Below are 18335 nucleotides of genomic sequence, written 5' to 3'. Positions count from 1 at the left end.
AAAACGGTAAAACGCCATTATCCGACATCTGCGCGCCGCGCACCGAAAAACCGCACGCGGCGCATCGTTTCCCGCTCCAGCTCTTCCAGGTGCAGGCCGAGCGCCGGCTTGACCAGGTCGCTGTTGCTGAGGATGCCGACCACGCGCCGCGACTGCATGTCGGCCACCACCGGCAGCCGGCCAGCGCCGTGCAAGGCCATCCGCGTGGCGACCGCGCGGCAGGTCTCGCCGGGCAGCGCCACCAGCGGCAGGTTCACGCCGAACAGTTCGGCAACGCGCACTGGCACGGTGGCGGGCCGGCTGGCCGCACCTGTGCGCGCGGTTGCTTGCGCGGTTGTGTGATCAAGCATGCCCACCAGCGCGCCGGTTGCGCCGTCCACCACCGGGTAGGCGCGGTGGCGCCCGTCCGGGCCGAAGTGGGTGCGCACCACGTCGGTCAGCAGGGCGTCGGCAGCGATGGTGTCCGGGCTGTGGCTCATCACCTCGGCCACGCTGTGGCGCTCGAGCGGGTCGATGCCGTATTCGCGGTAGATGTGGTGACCGCGGCGGGCGATCTTTTCGGTCAGGATCGAGCGGTCCATGGTCAGCACCGTGAACCCATAGGCCACCGTGGCGGCAGCCAGCACCGGCAGCAGGGCGTTGGCGTCGTGGGTCAGCTCGAACGCAAACACCACCGCCATCACCGGCGCGCGCATCATGCCGCCCAGCGTGGCGGCCATGAACACCAGCGGCCACACGGCCGGCTCGCCGCCGGGCAGGTAGGGGCCGAGCAGGGCGCCCAGGCCGGCGCCGAGCATCAGCAGCGGCGCCAGCACGCCGCCCGAGGTGCCGGAGCCGAGCGCCAGCAGCCAGATCACGGCTTTCACCAGCAACAGGCTGGCGATCGCGGTGGCGGCCAGGTGGTTGTTGAGTAGGTCGGCGATGACGTCGTAACCGACGCCGAGCGCGCGCGGCTGCAGGTAGCCGCCGATACCCACGGCCAGGCCGCCGATCGCCGGCCACCACATCCAGTGCACCGGCAGCTTGTGGAAACCGTCCTCCACCTTGTACAGCGCGTTCGACAGCAGCCACGCCAGCATGCCGCACAGCACGCCGGCGATCAGGCAGGACAGCAGCGCCGACGGCGGCAGCGCCTGCGTCTGCAGCGGGAACAGCGGGCCCGCCTCGATCAGCAACGGGCGCAAGAAGCCGGCCACCGCGCAGGCCACCGCCACCGGCGCCAGGCTGCGCGGCCGCAGCTCGAACAGCAGCAGTTCCACCGCCAGCAACACGGCTGCGATCGGCGTGCCGAATACGGCCGTCATGCCGGCCGTGGCGCCGGCCACCAGCAGCGCCTTGCGCTCGGCTGCCGTCAGGTGCACGTGCTGGCCGATCAGCGAGCCGACCGCACCGCCGGTCATGATGATCGGCCCTTCGGCGCCGAACGGGCCGCCGCTGCCGATGGCGATGCCCGAAGCGAGCGGCTTGAGCACGGCCACCTTGGGCGACATCGTGCTTTTCTTGAACAGGATCGCTTCGATCGCTTCCGGGATGCCGTGGCCGCGGATCGCTTCCGAACCGTAGCGGGCGATCAGGCCCACCACCAGGCCGCCGAGCACGGGCACCACGATCACCGCGGCGCCCAGCCCATGGCGGGCCGGCGACGTGAAAGCGGTCGACAGTGTCTGGAAGAAGAATAGGTTGGTGAAGAAGCGGATCGCGTGCAGCAGCAGGTCGGCAGTGACGGTGCTGAGGGCGCCGACGATGACGGCAATGCCGGCCAGCAGCAGCAGGCGCGACTGGCCGTCGAAGTCGCGACGGGTATCATGATTACGCATTACTTACTCATGGCGGATGGTGGGAATGGTGAACACGCCTTCGAGCGAGAGCAGCTCGGCGCGGTGTTGTTCGGCCAGCTGAGCCAGGATGGTGTCGCCTTGCGGCAGCAGGTGCACTTCCACGCGGCGACGGTCGGTGTCGCTCACGCGCCGCACGACCAGGCCCATCGCTTCGCAGCGCGTGACCAGGGCCACCACACCATGGTGCTTGGCCTGCAGGCGCTCGGCCAGTTCGCCCACCGTGGCCCAGTCGCGGTCAGGATAGCCCTTGATGTGCAGCAGCAGCAGGTACTGCAGCGGGGTGATGCCTTGCGCCTGCACCACGTCTTCGGAAAAGCGTTCGAAGCGGCGCATCTGGTAACGGAATTCGGACAGCGCGGCAAAGTCCGATTTGCGGAGAGTTTTAGCAGTCATGCCCAAATATATCACAGTATGATGTATTGGACCGAAAAAATGCCCGGTGCGCGTGCGCGGCCGGGCAGGGTAATCAGGCGTGCTGCTTGATGAAATCGGTGATTTTCGGGCACACCATCTCGCGCCAGCGGCGGCCCGAGAAGATGCCGTAGTGGCCGGCGCCCGGGGCCACGAAGTCCTGCTTCATGGTGTCCGGAATATTGCTGCACAGGTCATGTGCAGCCTGGGTCTGGCCGGCGCCGGAGATGTCATCGAGTTCCCCTTCGACCGTGAACAGCGCCACCGAGGTGATGTCTTGCGGGCGCACCAGCTGGCCGCCCACCTGCCAGGTGCCCAGCGGCAGGGCGAAGTCCTGGAACACGGTCTTGATGGTGTCGAGGTAGTATTCGGCCGGCATGTCGAGCACGGCGTTGTACTCGTCGTAGAACTTGCGGTGCGACTCGGCGGTTTCCTCGTCGCCCTTGACCAGATGGTTGTAGAAATCGCGGTGGCTCTGGGCGTGGCGGCCGGGGTTCATGGCAATGAAACCGGCGTGCTGCAGGAAGCCCGGATAGACATTGCGGCCGAAGCCCGGGTAATTCGACGGCACCGGGTAGATCACGGTGTTTTCGAACCACGAGAATTTTTTCTCGGTGGCCAGGTTGTTGACGGCCGTCGGCGAGCGGCGCGGATCGATCGGGCCGCCCATCATGGTCATGGTCTTGGGCAGCTTGGGATCGTTGGCGGTGGCCATCAGCGAAATGGCGGCCAGCACCGGCACCGTCGGCTGGCAGACGGACACCACGTGCACGTCCGGGCCCAGGTGGCGGATGAAATCCTGCACGTAATAGATGTAATCGTCGAGATGGAAGGCGCCGGCCGACAGCGGCACCATGCGCGCATCGGTCCAGTCGGTGATGTAGACGTCGTGCTCGACCAGCAGGCCGCGCACGGTGTCGCGCAGCAGCGTGGCGTGGTGGCCCGACAGTGGCGCCACCAGCAGCACGGTCGGCTGCGCCAGCGTTGCGATCTGCTCGCGGTCGAGATCCTTGCGGAAATGGATCAGGCGGCAGAACGGCTTGCTGACCGCGACCTGCTCGATGATGCCGACCGGTTCGTCATCGGCCATGCCCTTGACGGGCGAGGCATTGATGCCGAAGGCCGGCTTTTCGTAATCTTTGCCGAGGCGGTACATCAGCTCGTAGCCGGCGGCGATGCGCTGCGAGAACGGCGTGTGCGCCAGCGGCGAGACGGGGTTGCTGAAAATCTTGGCGGAGGCGTCGGCCCACTGCATCAGCGGTGTGAGCAGTGAGCGTTGCATTTCGTGCAGTTGGTAGAGCATGATGGTCGTCCCGGTATTGGTATGATGCGGTATGGTGCGCTGCACCAATTCCTGCATGATACGCCGGTTCGGCGGCGCGCGGCAGTTCAGGCCGGCTTTCATGCGCATTGATGCTGCTTTTGGGAAAAATTGCTGATCTAGCGCAACATCCCAGTCTCAAGAATAATACCGCCGAACCCATAAAAAAAGCAGCGTTTCCGCTGCTTTTATGTAGGACATCGACTCCTGCTGTTGCGTTACTGGCGAAACGCTAGCAGGGTAGGCGTTAATCGAACACCGGCGTTTCCACGCCCAGCACCTTGTGCAGCTTGGGCGAGGTGGTGGTGTACTGCATGTGGATCTTCTTGTCCGGGAAGATGTACGGCGCAGCGCCGAAGGCGGCCAGCGCGGCTTCGTGGAAGCCCGACAGGATCAGCTTCTTCTTGCCCGGGTAGGTGTTGATGTCGCCCACGGCGAAGATGCCCGGGACATTGGTTTCGAACTTCTCGGTATCCTGCACCTTGAGCTGGCGGCGCTCGATGTCCAGGCCCCATTCGGCGATCGGGCCCAGCTTTGGCGACAGGCCGTAGAACACCAGCAGCATGTCGAGCGGCACGCGGCGGGTAACGCCGTCCTGGCCGGTCACCTTCAGTTCGGTCAGCTTGTCGTCCTTGCTCTCGAAGCCGGTAGCCTGGCCGATGATCAGCTGCATTTCGTACTCGTCGCACAGCGCCTTCATCTTGGCGACCGAGGCCGGCGCCGCGCGGAAGTCTTCGCGACGGTGCAGCAGCACCACCGATTCGGCCTTGCCGACGAAGTTCAGCGCCCAGTCCAGGGCCGAGTCGCCGCCGCCGCAGATGACCAGGTTCTTGCCTTCGAACTGGGCCGGATCCTTGACCTTGTAGTGCAGCTGCGAGCCTTCGAACACGTCGATGCCGTCCACTTTCAGCGTGCGGGCCTGGAACGAGCCGACGCCGGCTGCGATGAAGATGGTCTTGGTGATGAACTCGGTGCCGGCCGTGGTGGCCACGTCGAAGCGGCCGTCGTCGCGGCGCTGGACCTTGACCACTTCCTGGCCCAGGTGGAAGGTCGGTTCGAACGGCTCGATCTGCTTGAGCAGGTTGTCGGTCAGTTCCTGGCCGGTGCACGACGGCACGGCCGGGATGTCGTAGATCGGCTTGTCGGGATACAGTTCGACGCATTGTCCGCCTACCGCGCCCAGCGAATCGATCACGTGCGCTTTGATTTCCAGCAGGCCCAGCTCGAAGACCTGGAACAGGCCGACCGGGCCGGCGCCGATGATGACGGCATCGGTTTCGATGACGCCGGTAGGGGTGACAGTGCTATTCATACGTTTTTCCTGTGATTTCAATAGTGGTTAGGCAACACGGGACCGCGCGCGGCGCGCTGCCCGGTGTTGCCTGGCCAGACCAGCGTCTTAGCGTACCAGCAGGTGCAGCTTATCCTTGACATCCTTGAACTGGTCGGCATCCGGCAGCGGGGCGACGGTCTTGGTGATCGACGGCCAGTGGCGCGACAGGTCGGCGTTGAGCTTGATGTATTGCTGCTGGTCGCCGGGCACGTCTTCTTCCGCGTAAATCGCGTTCACCGGGCACTCTGCCACGCAGACGGCGCAGTCGATGCACTCGTCCGGGTCGATGGCGAGAAAGTTCGGTCCAGAGCGGAAACAATCTACCGGGCAAACATCGACGCAGTCCGTATAACGGCAGCTGATGCAAGATTCGGTGACAACGTGAGTCATAACAGTCCTATCAATGTTGGTGCGCAGTGGCGTCGGCGGCGATGGCGTAGCCGGCTAACCTCGGCAAAGCACTGCATTTTAAGGTAATTCCTTATTTCTCACAAACGGCGCTTAGATACTATACATATAAGCAAATGCAGCAAGGCGGGCCGCAAAGCCGCATGCCACCGTGGCCACTGGCGTCACGCCGGCGCAACTGGCATGATGCAGCCTTTGTTTTATTTTTAAGGGAAGTGCATGGCGGACATCAACCTCGTCCAGGAACATCACCTGGCGCCCGAACAGGCCCGCGCGGCAGCGCAGCAGGTGGCCGACAAATTGTCCGAGCAATTCGAACTGGCGTCGCGCTGGGATGGCGATGTGCTGCGCTTCGAGCGCAGCGGCGTGAATGGCACACTGAGCTTGCTGCCCAACCAGGCGCAGCTGCATATCGCGCTGGGCTTCCCGATCAGCGCCTTTGCCGCGCAAATCGAGAGCAAGGTGGCCGACAAGATGCGGCGCGTGTTCGCGCCGGCCTGACGCCAGCAAAAGCCGCAGGTCCGGGTGGACCTGCCGCCGCGATTATTTCAGGTCTTCGATCAGGTCGATGTACTGCTGCTTGGCGTCATCGGCGCTGGTGCCCTTGAGGGCGTCCCAGGCGTCGAACTTGGCGCGGCCGACCATGTCGGTGAAGCCGGGGCGCTCGCCGGTGGCGTCGCCGACCGACGCCTGCTTGAACAGTGCATAGATTTTCAGCAGCGTCATATTGTCCGGACGTTCCGGCAGGTTTTTCGAATCCGCCTGGGCTTGTTCGAATTGTGCTTGTAAGCTCATGTCATCTCCTGGTGTGGGTTTGCAAGGTTGGTCACGCCTCATCATACCCGCAGCATCAGGCAAAACCGTTAGAGGGCACCCTCAAAAACACGGACCCCAATGCACAACGGCGGCCATGGCAGGCTGTTGGCCTGGCATGAACCGCCGTGTTACTTGTCGCAGGCTGCGCTGTCGCGCGCCGGCGTTCTTGTTATGGCTGCTGACCTCGATTACTTGGCTTTCTTGGCCGGATTGACAGCCGACTTCAGGGTGGCGCCCGCCGAGAATTTCGGGGTTTTCGACGCGGCGATCTTGATCGCTTCGCCGGTTGCCGGATTGCGACCTTTGCGTGCTGCACGCTTGGCAACGGAGAAGGTGCCGAAGCCGGTGATGCCGACCGTGTCGCCTTTTTTCAGGCGCTCGGTCACGATGGCGATCAGCGTATTTACTGCGGTGTTGGCGGCAGCAGCAGACATCTCCGTGCGTTTCGCAAATTCAGCAATCAGTTCGCCTTTTTTCATTACTACCTCCTTGGTTATTAGAGCGCGCAGATTAGCATAAATATTGTCAGATGTAATGGTTTGCACGTGAAGAGTTTCAAAGTAAGCCTTGCGGCACTTGCCGCGCTCCGGTCGGCGCCGCGTGCGCCCTTGTGCAGCAAGGGCTTACGCGATCCTGACGGACTCGCGTCGCGCTGAAAAAGGGTTATGATGGCACGACTTGCGCAGCGAAGATGAGCAGGACGATGAGCTTTTCAGACGACACACTGACGGCCTATGCCGATGGTCAACTCGACGCCACCACCCGCGGTGCGATCGAGCACGCCATGCGGCGCGACAGCAGCCTGGCGCGCCGGGTCGCGCACCTGCGCGCCCAGCGCGCAGTCGCTATCGACCAGGCGCAGCCGGCGTCGCGCGCTGTGCAAGGTCCACAGGGGCAGCATGGACAACATGGGCCGCGCACGCAGCAGCCGCACCAGTCGCACGCCGCGCGAAAGGCTCACATCGCACCCAATCCCGCGCAGTCGCGCCAGGCCCAGGTGGTGCACCTGGCGGCCATCCGCGCCCAGCGCGTGGCGGTGCAGCAGGCTGCCCGCAAAGCCCAGGCCCAGGCCCACGCCCACGCCCAGGCGCAAACGCAGGCGCACACGCAATTGCTGGCGCCGCACTGGCGCTGGCGCGTCTGGGCTGCGCTCGGCCTGGCCCTGGTCGCCGGCGTGCTGGTGGGACGTTATGTGCTGGTGTACTGGCAGCCGGCCTGGCTGGGCGAGCCGCCGGTCGCGCCCACCACCGTCATCAGCCGCAATGGCATGCTGGTCGCGCAAGGCAAGCTCGATCTGGCGCTGAGCCGGCAATCGGGCGGTGCGGCGCCGTCGAAAGGCGATGTGCGGGTGGGACTGAGTTTCCTGTCGAACCAGGGCGGCTATTGCCGCACCTTCACGCTGGTGGGCCTGAGCCAAGACCTGGTGGGACTGGCCTGCCGCACCAGCGAGGAATGGCGGGTGCCGGTGCTGGTGCAGAATATGCGGCCTGCGCCGCCGATGGCTGCGCCGCAGCCGGGCGCGGAAATGCCGACCGCGGTGCTCGAGGCAATCGATCAGCGCATCGTCGGGGGCATGATGGATGCAAGGGCGGAGCAGGAAGCGCTGCGCCGGAACTGGCAGCGCTAGCTTGGCGGCGCCGCGTTCGCAGCGCGGCGCGACCGCACCGCCGCTGCCGGACCTGCCGCAGCGCGGCCTTGCCGGTGCGGCGCGGTCATGCTGTTGCGGATAACTTAAACGCCCAGCAGTTCCACGTCGAAGATCAGCGTCGCGTTCGGTGGAATCACGCCGCCGGCGCCGCGCGAGCCGTAGCCCAGGTCGGCCGGGATGATCAGCTGGCGCACGCCGCCGACCTTCATGCCTTGCACACCTTCGTCCCAACCCCGGATCACCATGCCTGCGCCCAGCGCGAACTCGAACGGATCGTTGCGGTCCTTGCTCGAATCGAACTTGGCGCCCTTGCTGCCATCGTCGTTACGCAGCCAGCCCGTGTAGTGCACGGTGACGTTTTGACCGGCCTTGGCTTCGGCGCCTTCGCCAACCGTCAGTTCGATGTATTGCAGGCCGGAGCCGGTAGTGATGGTGGACATAGCTTTTCCTTCTGTTGTTGGGAACAAGCTATCAATTGTAGCAGCAGCGACAAGTTGACGTCATGGCACCGTGTGGCACAGCGGCCCACGCGCCGGAATAATTGTGAACTTTCCCCCGCGTTACGGCCGGGTTTGCACGTAAAATAAAGTCTGTATTCTCATTTGCGCTTACCAAGCGATCTCTTCATGCTCAGCAGTCTCCAACGCAATCTCCGCCGTATCGTCCGCCGTCTTGTCGTTCCCAGCGTGTGCGCGCTGGCCTTTGTCCAGACTGCGCAGGCCAACGTGGTGGTGGTGCTCAACTCGCGTGACGCGACCGTGCAGTTGCTGGACCAGACCACGTACCAGAGCTTGTCGACTTTCCCGGTCGGCAAGGAGCCACACCACCTGATGGCCACGCCCGACAACAAGTCGCTGATCGTCGCCAGCTCGGTCGGCAACGAGCTGATCTTTCTCGATCCGAAGTCGGGCCAGATCCAGCGCACCCTCAAGGATATCCTCGATCCCTACCAGATCGGCTTTTCGCCGGACCAGAAGTGGTTCGTCTCGAACTCGCTGCGGCTCGACCGCGTGGACCTGTACCGTTATAACGGCACCAACCTGACCCTGACCAAGCGCATTCCGCTGGCCAAGCTGCCCAGCCACATGGCGTTCAATGCGGCCAGCACCATGGTCTTCATCACCCAGCAGGGCAGCGACCAGGTCAGCGCCATCGACCTGGCCAGCGGCGCGGTCAAGTGGACCATGTCGGTCGGCAAGCTGCCGGCCGGCATCGCGATGACGCCGGACGACAAGTATCTGCTGGTGGGCATCATGGGCAGCGATTACGTGGAAGTGATCGACTGGAAGGCGCAAAAGACGGTCAAGCGCATCAAGACCGGCATGGGCGCCCACAATTTCCGCTCGGCCGGCGACGGCCGCTATACCTATGTGTCGAACCGGGTGTCGAATTCGATTAACATCATCGACCAGCAGACGCTGGAAAACGTCGGCCAGATCAATGTGCCCGGCGGCCCCGATTGCATGGAAATCACCGACGACGGAAAGACCATGTGGGTCACGCTGCGCTGGATTAAAAAGGTGGCGGTGATCGACCTCAAGACGCGCAAGCTCATCAAGCTGATCCCGGTGGGCCGCTCGCCGCACGGCGTGTTCTTCATGAACTCCGCCCAGCGCTGATGGTGCGCCAAACCATCGCTGCGTCGCTGGCGGCACTGGCCGCCGCATCTTGCACCGTACCGGCTGCTGCTGCAGCGCCGGCCGGCGTCTGCAAGGGCACGATCTATCTGACCTTCGATACCGGCAGCCAGTCGCAGGCCGAGCTGATTGCCGACACGCTCAGGCGCCACCACATCAAGGCCACGTTTTTCCTTGCCAACGAAAAGACCGTGCGCGGCGACTATTCGCTCGACCCGGCCTGGTCGGCCTACTGGAAGGCGCGCGTGGCCGAAGGCCATGCCTTCGGTTCGCATACCTTCGACCACGATGTGCTGGTGGGCGAGAAGGACGGCCGGTTCCGCGTCAAGCCCGGCTTCGGCGCCGAGGCCGGCAAGATCCGCAGCCTGACGCCGGACCAGTATTGCGAAGAAATCAAGCGCGTCGATCGCCGCTTCGTCGAACTGACCGGCGCGCACCTGGACCCGCTGTGGCGCGCCCCGGCCGGGCGCACGTCGCCGCGCACGGTCGCCGCCGCCAAGGCCTGCGGCTATGCGCACGTGGGCTGGGCCGCGGCCGGCTTCTCCGGCGATGAGCTGTCGAGCACGGCTTACCCGAATCCGGTATTGTTACAGAAGTCCTTGCGCGCGCTGCGCAGCGGCGACATCTTCGTGGCCCACATGGGCATCTGGTCGCGCAAGGATGCGTGGGCGCCCGCCAACCTGGAGCCGCTGATCAGCGGCCTGGAGCAAAAAGGTTTTTGCTTTGCCACGCTGCGCGAGCACCCTGATTATTCTTCTTGGTTCAAACCGCCATGATGCAAATGATTTCCGACTGGTTCGGCACCGCCCAGGGCTGGTTGTTCGAAACGGTCATCCAGCCGCTGGTGTTCCAGTTCGGCTTTGGCGAATACGTCGAAGAAGCGTTCGAGGGCACCGAGTGGCTGATGATCGGCGTGCTCGAACTGGTGCTGCTGTTTCTGGTGCTGCGGCCGATGGAAGCGCTGATCCCGGTGCACAAGTTCACCGACCCGCGCGCACGCTGGAACGATTTCATCTACACCGTGCTGCACCGGATCGGCCTGTTTTCGGTGCTGATCTTCTTTACCCTCGATCCGCTGCTCGACGGGCTGGCCGGCATGCTGCGCTTCGAGAGCTTCCAGCCGTTCAATCTCGAATCGCTGTTCCCCGCCATCAGTCCGCTCGGCGCCTTCGTCGTGTATTTCGTCGTGCTCGATTTCTTCGATTACTGGTACCACCGCGCCTCGCACCATTTCAACTGGTGGTGGGCGCTGCACGGCCTGCACCACAGCCAGCAGAACATGAACCTGTGGAGCGACAACCGCAACCACGTGCTCGACGACTTCCTGCGCGACATCTACATGGGCGTGATTGCCCTGTGCATCGGCGTGGAACCGTCGCAATACGTGCTGCTGGTGTCGGTGTCGCGCATCCTGCAAAGCCTGCAGCATGCGAATGTGCGCATCCATTTCGGCTGGCTCGGCGAGCGCCTGCTGGTGTCGCCGCGCTACCACCGCATGCACCACGCGATCGGCGTCGGCCACGAGTCGCACGGCGCCGGCACGCTGGGCGGCTGCAATTTTGCCGTGCTGCTGCCGGTATGGGATATCCTGTTCAGGACCGCCAACTTTACACCCGAATTCGTCACTACCGGCATCCGCGACCAGCTGCCGACCACGGCGCCGGACGGCACCGTGGTGCCGGGCCGCGAATACGGCAAAGGTTTCTGGTCGCAACACTGGCTGGCCCTGAAACGCCTGGTGGAATATGCAAGAAAGGATGTGGTCTGATGGGGGCTGTCGCCCGCGCCTGGGGGCGCGCCTTCCTGTCGCAATGGCATGGCAAGATGCTGGCGATGAGCCTGGCGCCTTTCCTGCTGGCCGTGGCCGTGTGGGCCGTGCTGCTGTACTTCGGCCTGCAGCCGCTGATCGACGCCATGCACAGGCTGTTTGCCGAACACAATCTGTTTGCCACCAGCACCAGCTGGCTGCGCTCGTTCGGGCTCGGCACGCTGACCACGGTGGTGGTGCCGCTGGTGGCGATGCTGCTGCTGTTGCCCCTGATGATACTGACCGCGCTGATCTTCATCGGCCTGGTCGCCATGCCGCTGATCTGCCGCCACGTGGGCCTGCGCCATTACCCGCAGCTCGTGCAGCGCCACGGCGGCAGCCTGATGGGCAGCGTCGGCACGGCTCTCGGCGGCATGCTGATCTTTATCGGCCTGTGGATCGTCACCTTGCCGCTGTACGTGTTTCCGCCGCTGGCGGTGCTGGTGCAGGCCATGCTGTGGGGCTGGCTGACCTGCCGCGTGATGGTGTACGACGTGCTGGCCGACTATGCCAGCGCCGAGGAGCGGCGCGCCATCCTGGCCGCGCACCGCTGGCGCCTGCTGGTGATCGGCATGGTGTCCGGCGCGGCCGGCGCATTGCCCGGTGCGATCTGGCTCGGCGGCGTGATGGCGGTGGTGCTGTTCCCGTTCCTGGCTGCCGCATCGATCTGGCTGTACGTGCTGGTGTTTATCTTTACCGGCTTGTGGTTCGCGTATTACTGCCTGGAGGCGCTGGCGCGCATGCGCGCCGGGCAGGCGCCTGCTGCGCCAGCGACCGACCTCACCCCCATTGAACTTTGAGAAAGCAGGACATTATGGCGATCGGACTGATCATCATCGGCGACGAAATCCTGTCCGGCAGGCGCGTCGACCAGCACTTTTCCAGGGTCGTGCAGATCCTGGCCGCGCGCGGCCTCAAGCTGGACTGGGCCGAAATCCTCGGCGACGACCCGGTGCGCATCGTCTCTACCTTGCAGCGCACGTTTGCCACCGACGACATCGTGTTCTGCTGCGGCGGCATCGGCGCCACGCCGGACGACCATACGCGCCAGGCTGCGGCCGATGCGCTGGGCCTGCCGCTGGTGCTGCACGAACAGGGCAAGCGCAACATCGAGCAGCGCATCGTGCAGATGGGCGAGGAGGCCGGCCAGCCGGCCGACCTGAACGCGCCGGAAAACCTGCACCGGCTCAAGATGGCCGAGTTTGCCGAGGGCGCGGACCTGATCCCCAATCCGTACAACAACATCGCCGGCTTTTCGCTGCGCCAGCATTATTTCGTGCCCGGCTTCCCGGTCATGGCCTGGCCCATGATCGAATGGGTGCTCGACAACAAGTACGCGAACCTGTTCAACCGCGCCCCGCACCTGGAGCAGTCGGTGCTGGTGTACGAGGCGGCCGAATCGGCGCTGACCCCGCTGATGGTGGAGCTCGAATCGCGCTACCCGCGCGTCAAGGTGTTCAGCCTGCCGAGCGTGGGCGACGCCACCACGCGCCGCCATATCGAGCTCGGCGTCAAGGGCGAGCCGGCGCAGACGCTCGAAGCGTTCCAGTCCCTGCGCGATGCGCTCGCACGCCTCGAAGTCGAGTTCAGCGAGACCTGAGTCCGGCGTTGTTTTTTGGCGAAAATGTTGCGCTGCAGAGCAATTTTTCTGCGGTCACGCCGGTCTGTGCAGTCACCTTGTGGTGCAATGGTGACTAGCAGTTTTTACCGAACCGCTGACCGGTTTGTTTCATCGTGCGAGTATTGAGCAAGCGTCGTCCCCTCCATGTCCATAGAAGATTCCGAAGCGTCCCTGCCGCCAGCCCAGCCTGACGCGCCCGTTGCAGAACCACCGAAGCCGCGCAAGCGCGCGCGTAATGCCCTGATCCTGGTGCTGCTGGTCGGCGCCTCGTTTGCCGTGTACTTCGGGGTGCAGGAAAGCCGCACGTCGGCCCTGCAGGCGCGCGTGTTCACCGACCTGGCCGGCAAGATGACCTACAAGGTCCAGCCCGGCGTCAGCAACGCGATCCGCTTCCCGCACGACAGCCCGTACGACGAACGCCTCGGCTACTCGAGCCTGCCCGATTACATCGGCCGCCTGAGCGCGCGCGAGTACAAGGTCAGCGCCCAGGCGCGCATGTCGCCCAAGATGCTGGAGCTGGCCGGCCACGGCATTTTTCCGACCTATCACGAGAAGACCCGCACCGGCCTGACCATCTACGATTGCCGCGCCCAGCAGCTGTACGCCACGTCGTACCCGGAACGCATCTACGACAAGTTCGAGCAGACGCCGATGGCGCTGATCAGCACGCTGCTGTACATCGAAAACCGCGAGCTGCTCGACAATACCTACCCCAAGCGCAACCCGGCCGTGGAATGGGACCGGCTGGCCAAGGCCGTGCTGGAAAAAAGCATGAGCGCGCTGGGCGCCGGTCACCGCGCGGCCGGCGGCAGCACGCTGGCCACGCAGATCGAAAAATACCGCCACTCGCCGGAAGGGCGCACCGGTTCCATGACCGACAAGCTGCAGCAGATGATCTCGGGCAGCCTGCGCGCCTACCAGGACGGCCCCGACACGACTAAGGCGCGGCGCCGCATCGTCATCGAATACCTGAACACGGTGCCGCTCTCGGCCAAGCCCGGCTACGGCGAAGTCAACGGCGTCGGCGACGGCATGTGGGTGTGGTACGGCCGCAGCTTCGACGACTTCAACCGCATCATGGCGCGCAACCTGGAGCAGCCCGACGCCGACACCGCGCTGGTGTACAAGGAAGCGCTGAGCCTGATGATCGCGCAGCGCCGCCCCAGCTATTACCTCGGCGACGGCGCCGAGGACCTCGACCAGCTGGCCGACAGCCATTTGCGCATCCTGGCCAAGGATGGCGTGATCACGGCCGCCATGCGCGACATGGCGTTGAAGCAGAAGCTGCATCCGGCCAAGGGCAACGGCCTGCAGGCGGCGCCGCCGATGACGTTTGTCTCGCGCAAGGCCACCAACGCCATGCGCAACCACCTGGCCAACCTGCTCGGCGACAACCGGATGTACAACCTCGACCGGCTGGACCTGGACGTCACCAGCACGCTCGACGCGCAGGCGCAAACGGCCGTCACGCAAGTGCTCAACGACCTGCGCGACCCCGAGCGCGCCAAGGCGGCCGGCCTGACCGGCAAGGGCATGCTGGGCAATGGCGATCCGGCCAACGTCGTGTACAGCTTCACGCTGCTGGAAAAGGGCAAGGACACCAACTTCCTGCGCCTGCAGACCGACAACTACGACCAGCCGCTCGACATCAACGAAGGCGCCAAGCTCGACCTCGGCTCCACGGCCAAGCTGCGCACGCTGGTCAGCTACCTCGACATCATGGACCAGCTGCACAAGAAATATGCAGCGATGGGGGCGGCCGAGCTGGGCAAGGTGGTGGTCGATCCGCAGGACCGGCTGTCGCTGTGGGCCATCGACTACTTCAAGGCGCTGCCGGTCGATAGCGCCGCGCGCGGCCTCACGCCCATGCTGCACGCGGCCATGGAGCGCAAGTACTCGGGCAACCCGGGCGAGGGCTTTTTTACCGGTGGCGGCCTGCATTACTTCGGCAACTTCTCCAAGGAAGACAACAACAAGATCCTGACCGTGACCGAGGCGCTGCGCCATTCGACCAACCTGGTGTTCGTGCGCCTGATGCGCGATGTCGCCAAGTTCTATATGTTCCAGACGCCCGGCTCGTCCGCCTCGCTGCTGGCCGATGCCGACGATCCGCGCCGGGCCCAGTACCTGGCGCGCTTTGCCGACAAGGAAGGCAAGGAATTCATGGCGCGCTTCTGGGCCAAGTACAAGGGCAAGCCGGTGGCCGAGTTCGACAACATCCTGCTGGCCAACCTGCGCCGCACGCCGGTGCGCCTGGCCGTGATCCACCGCACCGTGTATCCGAAAGCGACCGAGCAGGAATTCGCGTCCTTCCTGCGCGCCAACCTGTCCTCGCAAAACGAGGTGTCGGACGAGCGCGTCGCCAAGCTGTACGACCAGTACGCGATCGACCAGTGGTCGCTGGCCGACCGTGGCTACCTGGCCAGCGTGCACCCGCTGGAACTGTGGATGGTGGCCTACCTGCACGCCAACCCGGGCGCCACGCTGACGCAGATGAACGCGGCCAGCGAGAAGGAGCGCCAGGACGTGTACCAGTGGCTGCTCAAGACCAAGCGCAAGCATGCCCAGGACCGCCGCATTGCCGGCCTGCTGGAAGTCGAGGGCTTCATGGAAGTGCACAAGCAGTGGAAGAAGATGGGCTACCCGTTCGATTCGCTGGTGCCATCGTACGCGACCACGCTGGGCGCCTCGGCCGACCGGCCCGCTGCGCTGGCCGAACTGATGGGCATCATCGTCAACGGCGGCGTGCGCAAGACGACCCAGCGCGTGACCTCGCTGCACTTCGCCAAGCAGACGCCGTACGAAACCATGATCACCCGCGCCAAGCCGGTCAACAACGAGCAGGTGCTGGCGCCGGAAGTGGCGCAGGTGGTGGCCGAAGCGATCCGCGGCGTGGTGTCGGACGGCACGGCCAAGCGCGCACGCGGGGCGTTCACCACGTCCGACGGCACGCCGCTGCCGGTCGGTGGCAAGACCGGTACCGGCGACCAGCGCTTCGACGTCTACGGCGGCGGCGGGCGCCTGATCGAGTCGCGCTACGTGAACCGTTCGGCCACGTTCGTGTTCAATATCGGCGAGCGTTTCTTCGGCAGCATGACCGCCTATGTGCACGGGCCCGAATCGAAGAACTACGACTTCACCAGCGCGCTGCCGGTGCAGCTGCTGGTGGTGCTGGCGCCGCACCTGATGCCGCTGATCGATCCGCATCCGGTCGCCAAGCCGGCGGCAGCGGCGGCCGTGGTGCCGGGCACGGCGCCCGAAGTGGCGGCAACCTTGCCCAAGCCGGTGGCGCCAGCGCCGCTGCGGGCCTGCGGCGGCTAACGGCCGGCCCGCCCGCACGGTCACTGGCGCGTGCCACCGTGCCTGTGTGCACGGTCACGGCGCAGGCGGGGATCCGGTTGCTTGCCTGCCGCCCCGGTTTCACTTGCATACAGCGCTGTTTCGCGGCAATGTAGCACCCCATGAAACCGATGCGCCACCACATGTCCAAGATACTCAAGTTCACGCAGTTTTCGCTGCGCGATTTGCTGGCCTCGGCCGCACCGACGGTGCTGCTGATCGTCGGCGTCTGCCTGCTGGCCTACTGGCTGGTGGACCCGGCGCCGCCGCGCACGGTGCGCCTTGGCACGGGCCAGGAAAACAGCGCCTACGAGGAATTCGGCAAGAAATACGCGGCCATGCTGGCCAGGCACGGCGTCAAGGTGACGCTGGTTCCGTCGGCCGGGTCCGGCGAAAACCTGCGCAACCTGCGCGACGGCAAGGTCGATATCGCTTTCGTGCAAAGCGGCAGTACCAACGAGGAAGCGGCCGAACGGGCCGATCTGACTTCGCTGGGCAGCCTGTTCGTCGAGCCGCTGTGGCTATTCCTGAGGGCGCCGCAGGACCAGCCCCCGATCACGGAGTTGAACCAGCTGCGCGGCAAGAAGATCAACTTTGGGCCCAAGGGCGCCGGTGCGCCGCGCCTGCTGCACCAGGTGCTGGAACTCAATGGCCTGGAAACGGGCGACGTCCAGCGTTATTCGCTGGCCAATACGCCAGCCGTGGTCGAGCTGCTGGAAGGGCGCATCGACGGCCTGGTGTTTACCTCGGCGCCGGAAGCGCCGCTGATCCAGATGCTGCTGCAAACGCCGGGCATCGCGCTGTTCGACTTCACCCAGGCGGAGGCCTACGCGCGCAAGCTGCCGTTTCTGACCCACGTCACGCTGCCGCAGGGCATCGTCGATCTGGGGCGCAATATCCCGGCGCGCGACTACAGCCTGATCGCGCCCACCGCCACGCTGGTGGCGCGCGACAGCCTGCATCCGGCGCTGGTCGATTTGTTCGTGCAGGGCGCCAGCACCATCCATAACGGCGCCGGCTGGTTCCAGCAGCAGGGCCAGTTCCCGTCTGCCAAGTACACCGAGATCCCGGTCGATGCCGAAGCCGCCAAGTTCTACAAGAACGGTCCGCCACTGCTGCAGCGTTATATGCCGTTCTGGGCTGCCAACTTCCTCGACCGCATGTGGGTGGTGGTGCTGGCGCTCAGTGCGCTGATCCTGCCGCTGTCGAAGATCGTGCCGCCGCTGTACGTGTGGCGCATCCGCTCGCGCGTGTATAAATGGTACGGGCAGTTGCGCACGGTGGAGCAGACGGTGGAAGCGGCGCCGCCGGCGTCGCGCATGCAGGTGTACGAGGCCCAGCTCAAGCGCCTCGACGAGATCGAGGAACTGGTCAACCAGATCTCGATCCCGCTGTCGTTTGCCGACGGTTTATACGGCTTGCGCTCGCACATCCAGTTCGTGCGCAAGCGCATAGAGTTTCTGATGGAAGAGGAGACGCAGGCTTTGCCGGCATGAACCGGTTCCCGCGCAGGCGGGATCCAATGACTACGCCCCGGTCCAGGGCAAGCCTGCCTTGCACCAGCCATTCAGGTTCTTGCGGTGCGTCGCTTCGTCCTTGTCGCCTTCGAACCCTTCGAGGATGTCGTAGCACTGCTGATAGCCGTGCTCGGCCGCCAGTTTGGCCGCACCACGCGAGCGCACGCCCGAGCGGCACAGGAATAACAGGACCTGGTCCTTGCGCGCCACCGCGTTCAGTTGCTCGATGAATTCGTGGTTGGCGTTGCCGCCCGGGTAGGTGGCCCACTGGACCGCACCATGTTGGGCCTCGGGGATCTTGACCCGGCCGACCCAGTCGCGCTCGGCATTGGTGCGCACGTCCACCAGCTTGACCGCATTGTCGAGCAACAGCAGCGCGAACGCTTCCTCGGGCGTGACAGCGCCTGCATACGCCCAGTCCTTGTTGCGGCTGCGTGCTGCAGCCAGGATCTCATCAATTTTGCTCATGTCATGTTCCCGTAGAGGTTTGCGATTATTATAGGCCTCCTGTGTGGGCCGAAGGCGGTACGCACCAAAGCGAGGCATTTTCAACCCGGATTTAAAAATTGCACCAAGTTGGTGCTGATCGGGTTGGCTGCACCGTGATGGTGCTGCCTTGATTGGCGTCATCTCGGTGCT

The 18335-nt window shown here is 64.6% G+C and carries 18 protein-coding genes; 9 read left to right on the top strand and 9 right to left on the bottom strand.

Going from position 1 to position 18335, the window contains the following annotated elements:
• Window positions 1-17 precede the first annotated feature (17 nt).
• The 5 genes from ASF61_RS00315 to fdxA all read right to left on the bottom strand — a co-directional run bounded on the left by ASF61_RS00315 (window position 18) and on the right by fdxA (window position 5293).
• Window positions 18-1817: a chloride channel protein gene (locus ASF61_RS00315; protein WP_056149917.1), complete on the bottom strand. Its 1800-nt coding sequence runs from the start codon at window positions 1815-1817 to the stop codon at window positions 18-20.
• A 3-nt stretch (window positions 1818-1820) separates the two neighbouring features.
• Entirely contained in the window at window positions 1821-2231 is a 411-nt protein-coding gene (locus tag ASF61_RS00310) for a MarR family winged helix-turn-helix transcriptional regulator (RefSeq protein WP_056149915.1), read from the bottom strand.
• Window positions 2232-2304: 73 nt separating this feature from the next.
• Window positions 2305-3552 (bottom strand): polyhydroxyalkanoate depolymerase, encoded by a 1248-nt coding sequence (locus tag ASF61_RS00305; protein ID WP_056151145.1) that lies wholly within the window; start codon window positions 3550-3552, stop codon window positions 2305-2307.
• Between the two features lie 265 nt (window positions 3553-3817).
• A complete protein-coding gene (locus ASF61_RS00300; RefSeq protein ID WP_056149912.1) occupies window positions 3818-4882 on the bottom strand; it encodes an NAD(P)/FAD-dependent oxidoreductase in 1065 nt (354 codons plus the stop codon).
• An 87-nt stretch (window positions 4883-4969) separates the two neighbouring features.
• Window positions 4970-5293, bottom strand: a complete 324-nt coding sequence (gene fdxA / locus ASF61_RS00295) for a ferredoxin FdxA (protein WP_056137511.1) — start codon at window positions 5291-5293, stop codon at window positions 4970-4972.
• Window positions 5294-5530: 237 nt separating this feature from the next.
• Here fdxA and ASF61_RS00290 point away from each other — a divergent pair, with 237 nt between their 5' ends.
• Complete coding sequence (locus tag ASF61_RS00290) at window positions 5531-5812, top strand: polyhydroxyalkanoic acid system family protein (RefSeq protein ID WP_056149909.1); 282 nt, start codon at window positions 5531-5533, stop codon at window positions 5810-5812.
• A gap of 42 nt (window positions 5813-5854) precedes the next feature.
• Here ASF61_RS00290 and ASF61_RS00285 read toward each other — a convergent pair whose 3' ends face one another.
• Both ASF61_RS00285 and ASF61_RS00280 read right to left on the bottom strand, forming a co-directional pair.
• Window positions 5855-6106 (bottom strand): acyl-CoA-binding protein, encoded by a 252-nt coding sequence (locus ASF61_RS00285; RefSeq protein WP_019921568.1) that lies wholly within the window; start codon window positions 6104-6106, stop codon window positions 5855-5857.
• Between the two features lie 209 nt (window positions 6107-6315).
• Window positions 6316-6606: an HU family DNA-binding protein gene (locus ASF61_RS00280; RefSeq protein WP_019921569.1), complete on the bottom strand. Its 291-nt coding sequence runs from the start codon at window positions 6604-6606 to the stop codon at window positions 6316-6318.
• Between the two features lie 224 nt (window positions 6607-6830).
• Between ASF61_RS00280 and ASF61_RS00275 the strand changes: the two genes are divergently transcribed.
• The gene (locus tag ASF61_RS00275) at window positions 6831-7754 is read left to right on the top strand and encodes a hypothetical protein (protein WP_056149906.1); all 924 of its coding nucleotides are present in this window, start codon (window positions 6831-6833) and stop codon (window positions 7752-7754) included.
• Between the two features lie 104 nt (window positions 7755-7858).
• On the opposite strand, the gene ASF61_RS00270 is transcribed toward ASF61_RS00275, so the two are convergent.
• The gene (locus ASF61_RS00270; protein WP_056149903.1) at window positions 7859-8215 is read right to left on the bottom strand and encodes an FKBP-type peptidyl-prolyl cis-trans isomerase; all 357 of its coding nucleotides are present in this window, start codon (window positions 8213-8215) and stop codon (window positions 7859-7861) included.
• A 186-nt stretch (window positions 8216-8401) separates the two neighbouring features.
• Here ASF61_RS00270 and ASF61_RS00265 point away from each other — a divergent pair, with 186 nt between their 5' ends.
• The 7 genes from ASF61_RS00265 to ASF61_RS00235 all read left to right on the top strand — a co-directional run bounded on the left by ASF61_RS00265 (window position 8402) and on the right by ASF61_RS00235 (window position 17675).
• Window positions 8402-9394, top strand: a complete 993-nt coding sequence (locus tag ASF61_RS00265) for a YncE family protein (protein ID WP_156369414.1) — start codon at window positions 8402-8404, stop codon at window positions 9392-9394.
• A complete protein-coding gene (locus ASF61_RS00260; protein WP_056149900.1) occupies window positions 9394-10188 on the top strand; it encodes a polysaccharide deacetylase family protein in 795 nt (264 codons plus the stop codon). Before ASF61_RS00265 ends, ASF61_RS00260 begins: the two co-directional genes overlap by 1 nt.
• Window positions 10185-11180, top strand: a complete 996-nt coding sequence (locus tag ASF61_RS00255) for a sterol desaturase family protein (protein WP_056149898.1) — start codon at window positions 10185-10187, stop codon at window positions 11178-11180. Before ASF61_RS00260 ends, ASF61_RS00255 begins: the two co-directional genes overlap by 4 nt.
• Window positions 11180-12019: an EI24 domain-containing protein gene (locus tag ASF61_RS00250; RefSeq protein ID WP_056149895.1), complete on the top strand. Its 840-nt coding sequence runs from the start codon at window positions 11180-11182 to the stop codon at window positions 12017-12019. Before ASF61_RS00255 ends, ASF61_RS00250 begins: the two co-directional genes overlap by 1 nt.
• 14 nt (window positions 12020-12033) lie before the next feature.
• Entirely contained in the window at window positions 12034-12819 is a 786-nt protein-coding gene (locus ASF61_RS00245) for a molybdopterin-binding protein (RefSeq protein ID WP_056149891.1), read from the top strand.
• Between the two features lie 165 nt (window positions 12820-12984).
• Window positions 12985-16161: a transglycosylase domain-containing protein gene (locus ASF61_RS00240; RefSeq protein WP_056149888.1), complete on the top strand. Its 3177-nt coding sequence runs from the start codon at window positions 12985-12987 to the stop codon at window positions 16159-16161.
• 161 nt (window positions 16162-16322) lie between these two features.
• A complete protein-coding gene (locus ASF61_RS00235) occupies window positions 16323-17675 on the top strand; it encodes a TAXI family TRAP transporter solute-binding subunit (RefSeq protein ID WP_056151142.1) in 1353 nt (450 codons plus the stop codon).
• A 30-nt stretch (window positions 17676-17705) separates the two neighbouring features.
• On the opposite strand, the gene ASF61_RS00230 is transcribed toward ASF61_RS00235, so the two are convergent.
• Window positions 17706-18164: a rhodanese-like domain-containing protein gene (locus tag ASF61_RS00230; protein ID WP_056149885.1), complete on the bottom strand. Its 459-nt coding sequence runs from the start codon at window positions 18162-18164 to the stop codon at window positions 17706-17708.
• Window positions 18165-18335 lie beyond the last annotated feature (171 nt).

Origin of the sequence: Duganella sp. Leaf126, assembly GCF_001423125.1 — a bacterium.
GTDB lineage: Bacteria > Pseudomonadota > Gammaproteobacteria > Burkholderiales > Burkholderiaceae_D > Rugamonas.
The sequence above is the reverse complement of the archived record's forward strand: the minus strand, read 5'-3'. Positions and strand labels throughout refer to the sequence as shown.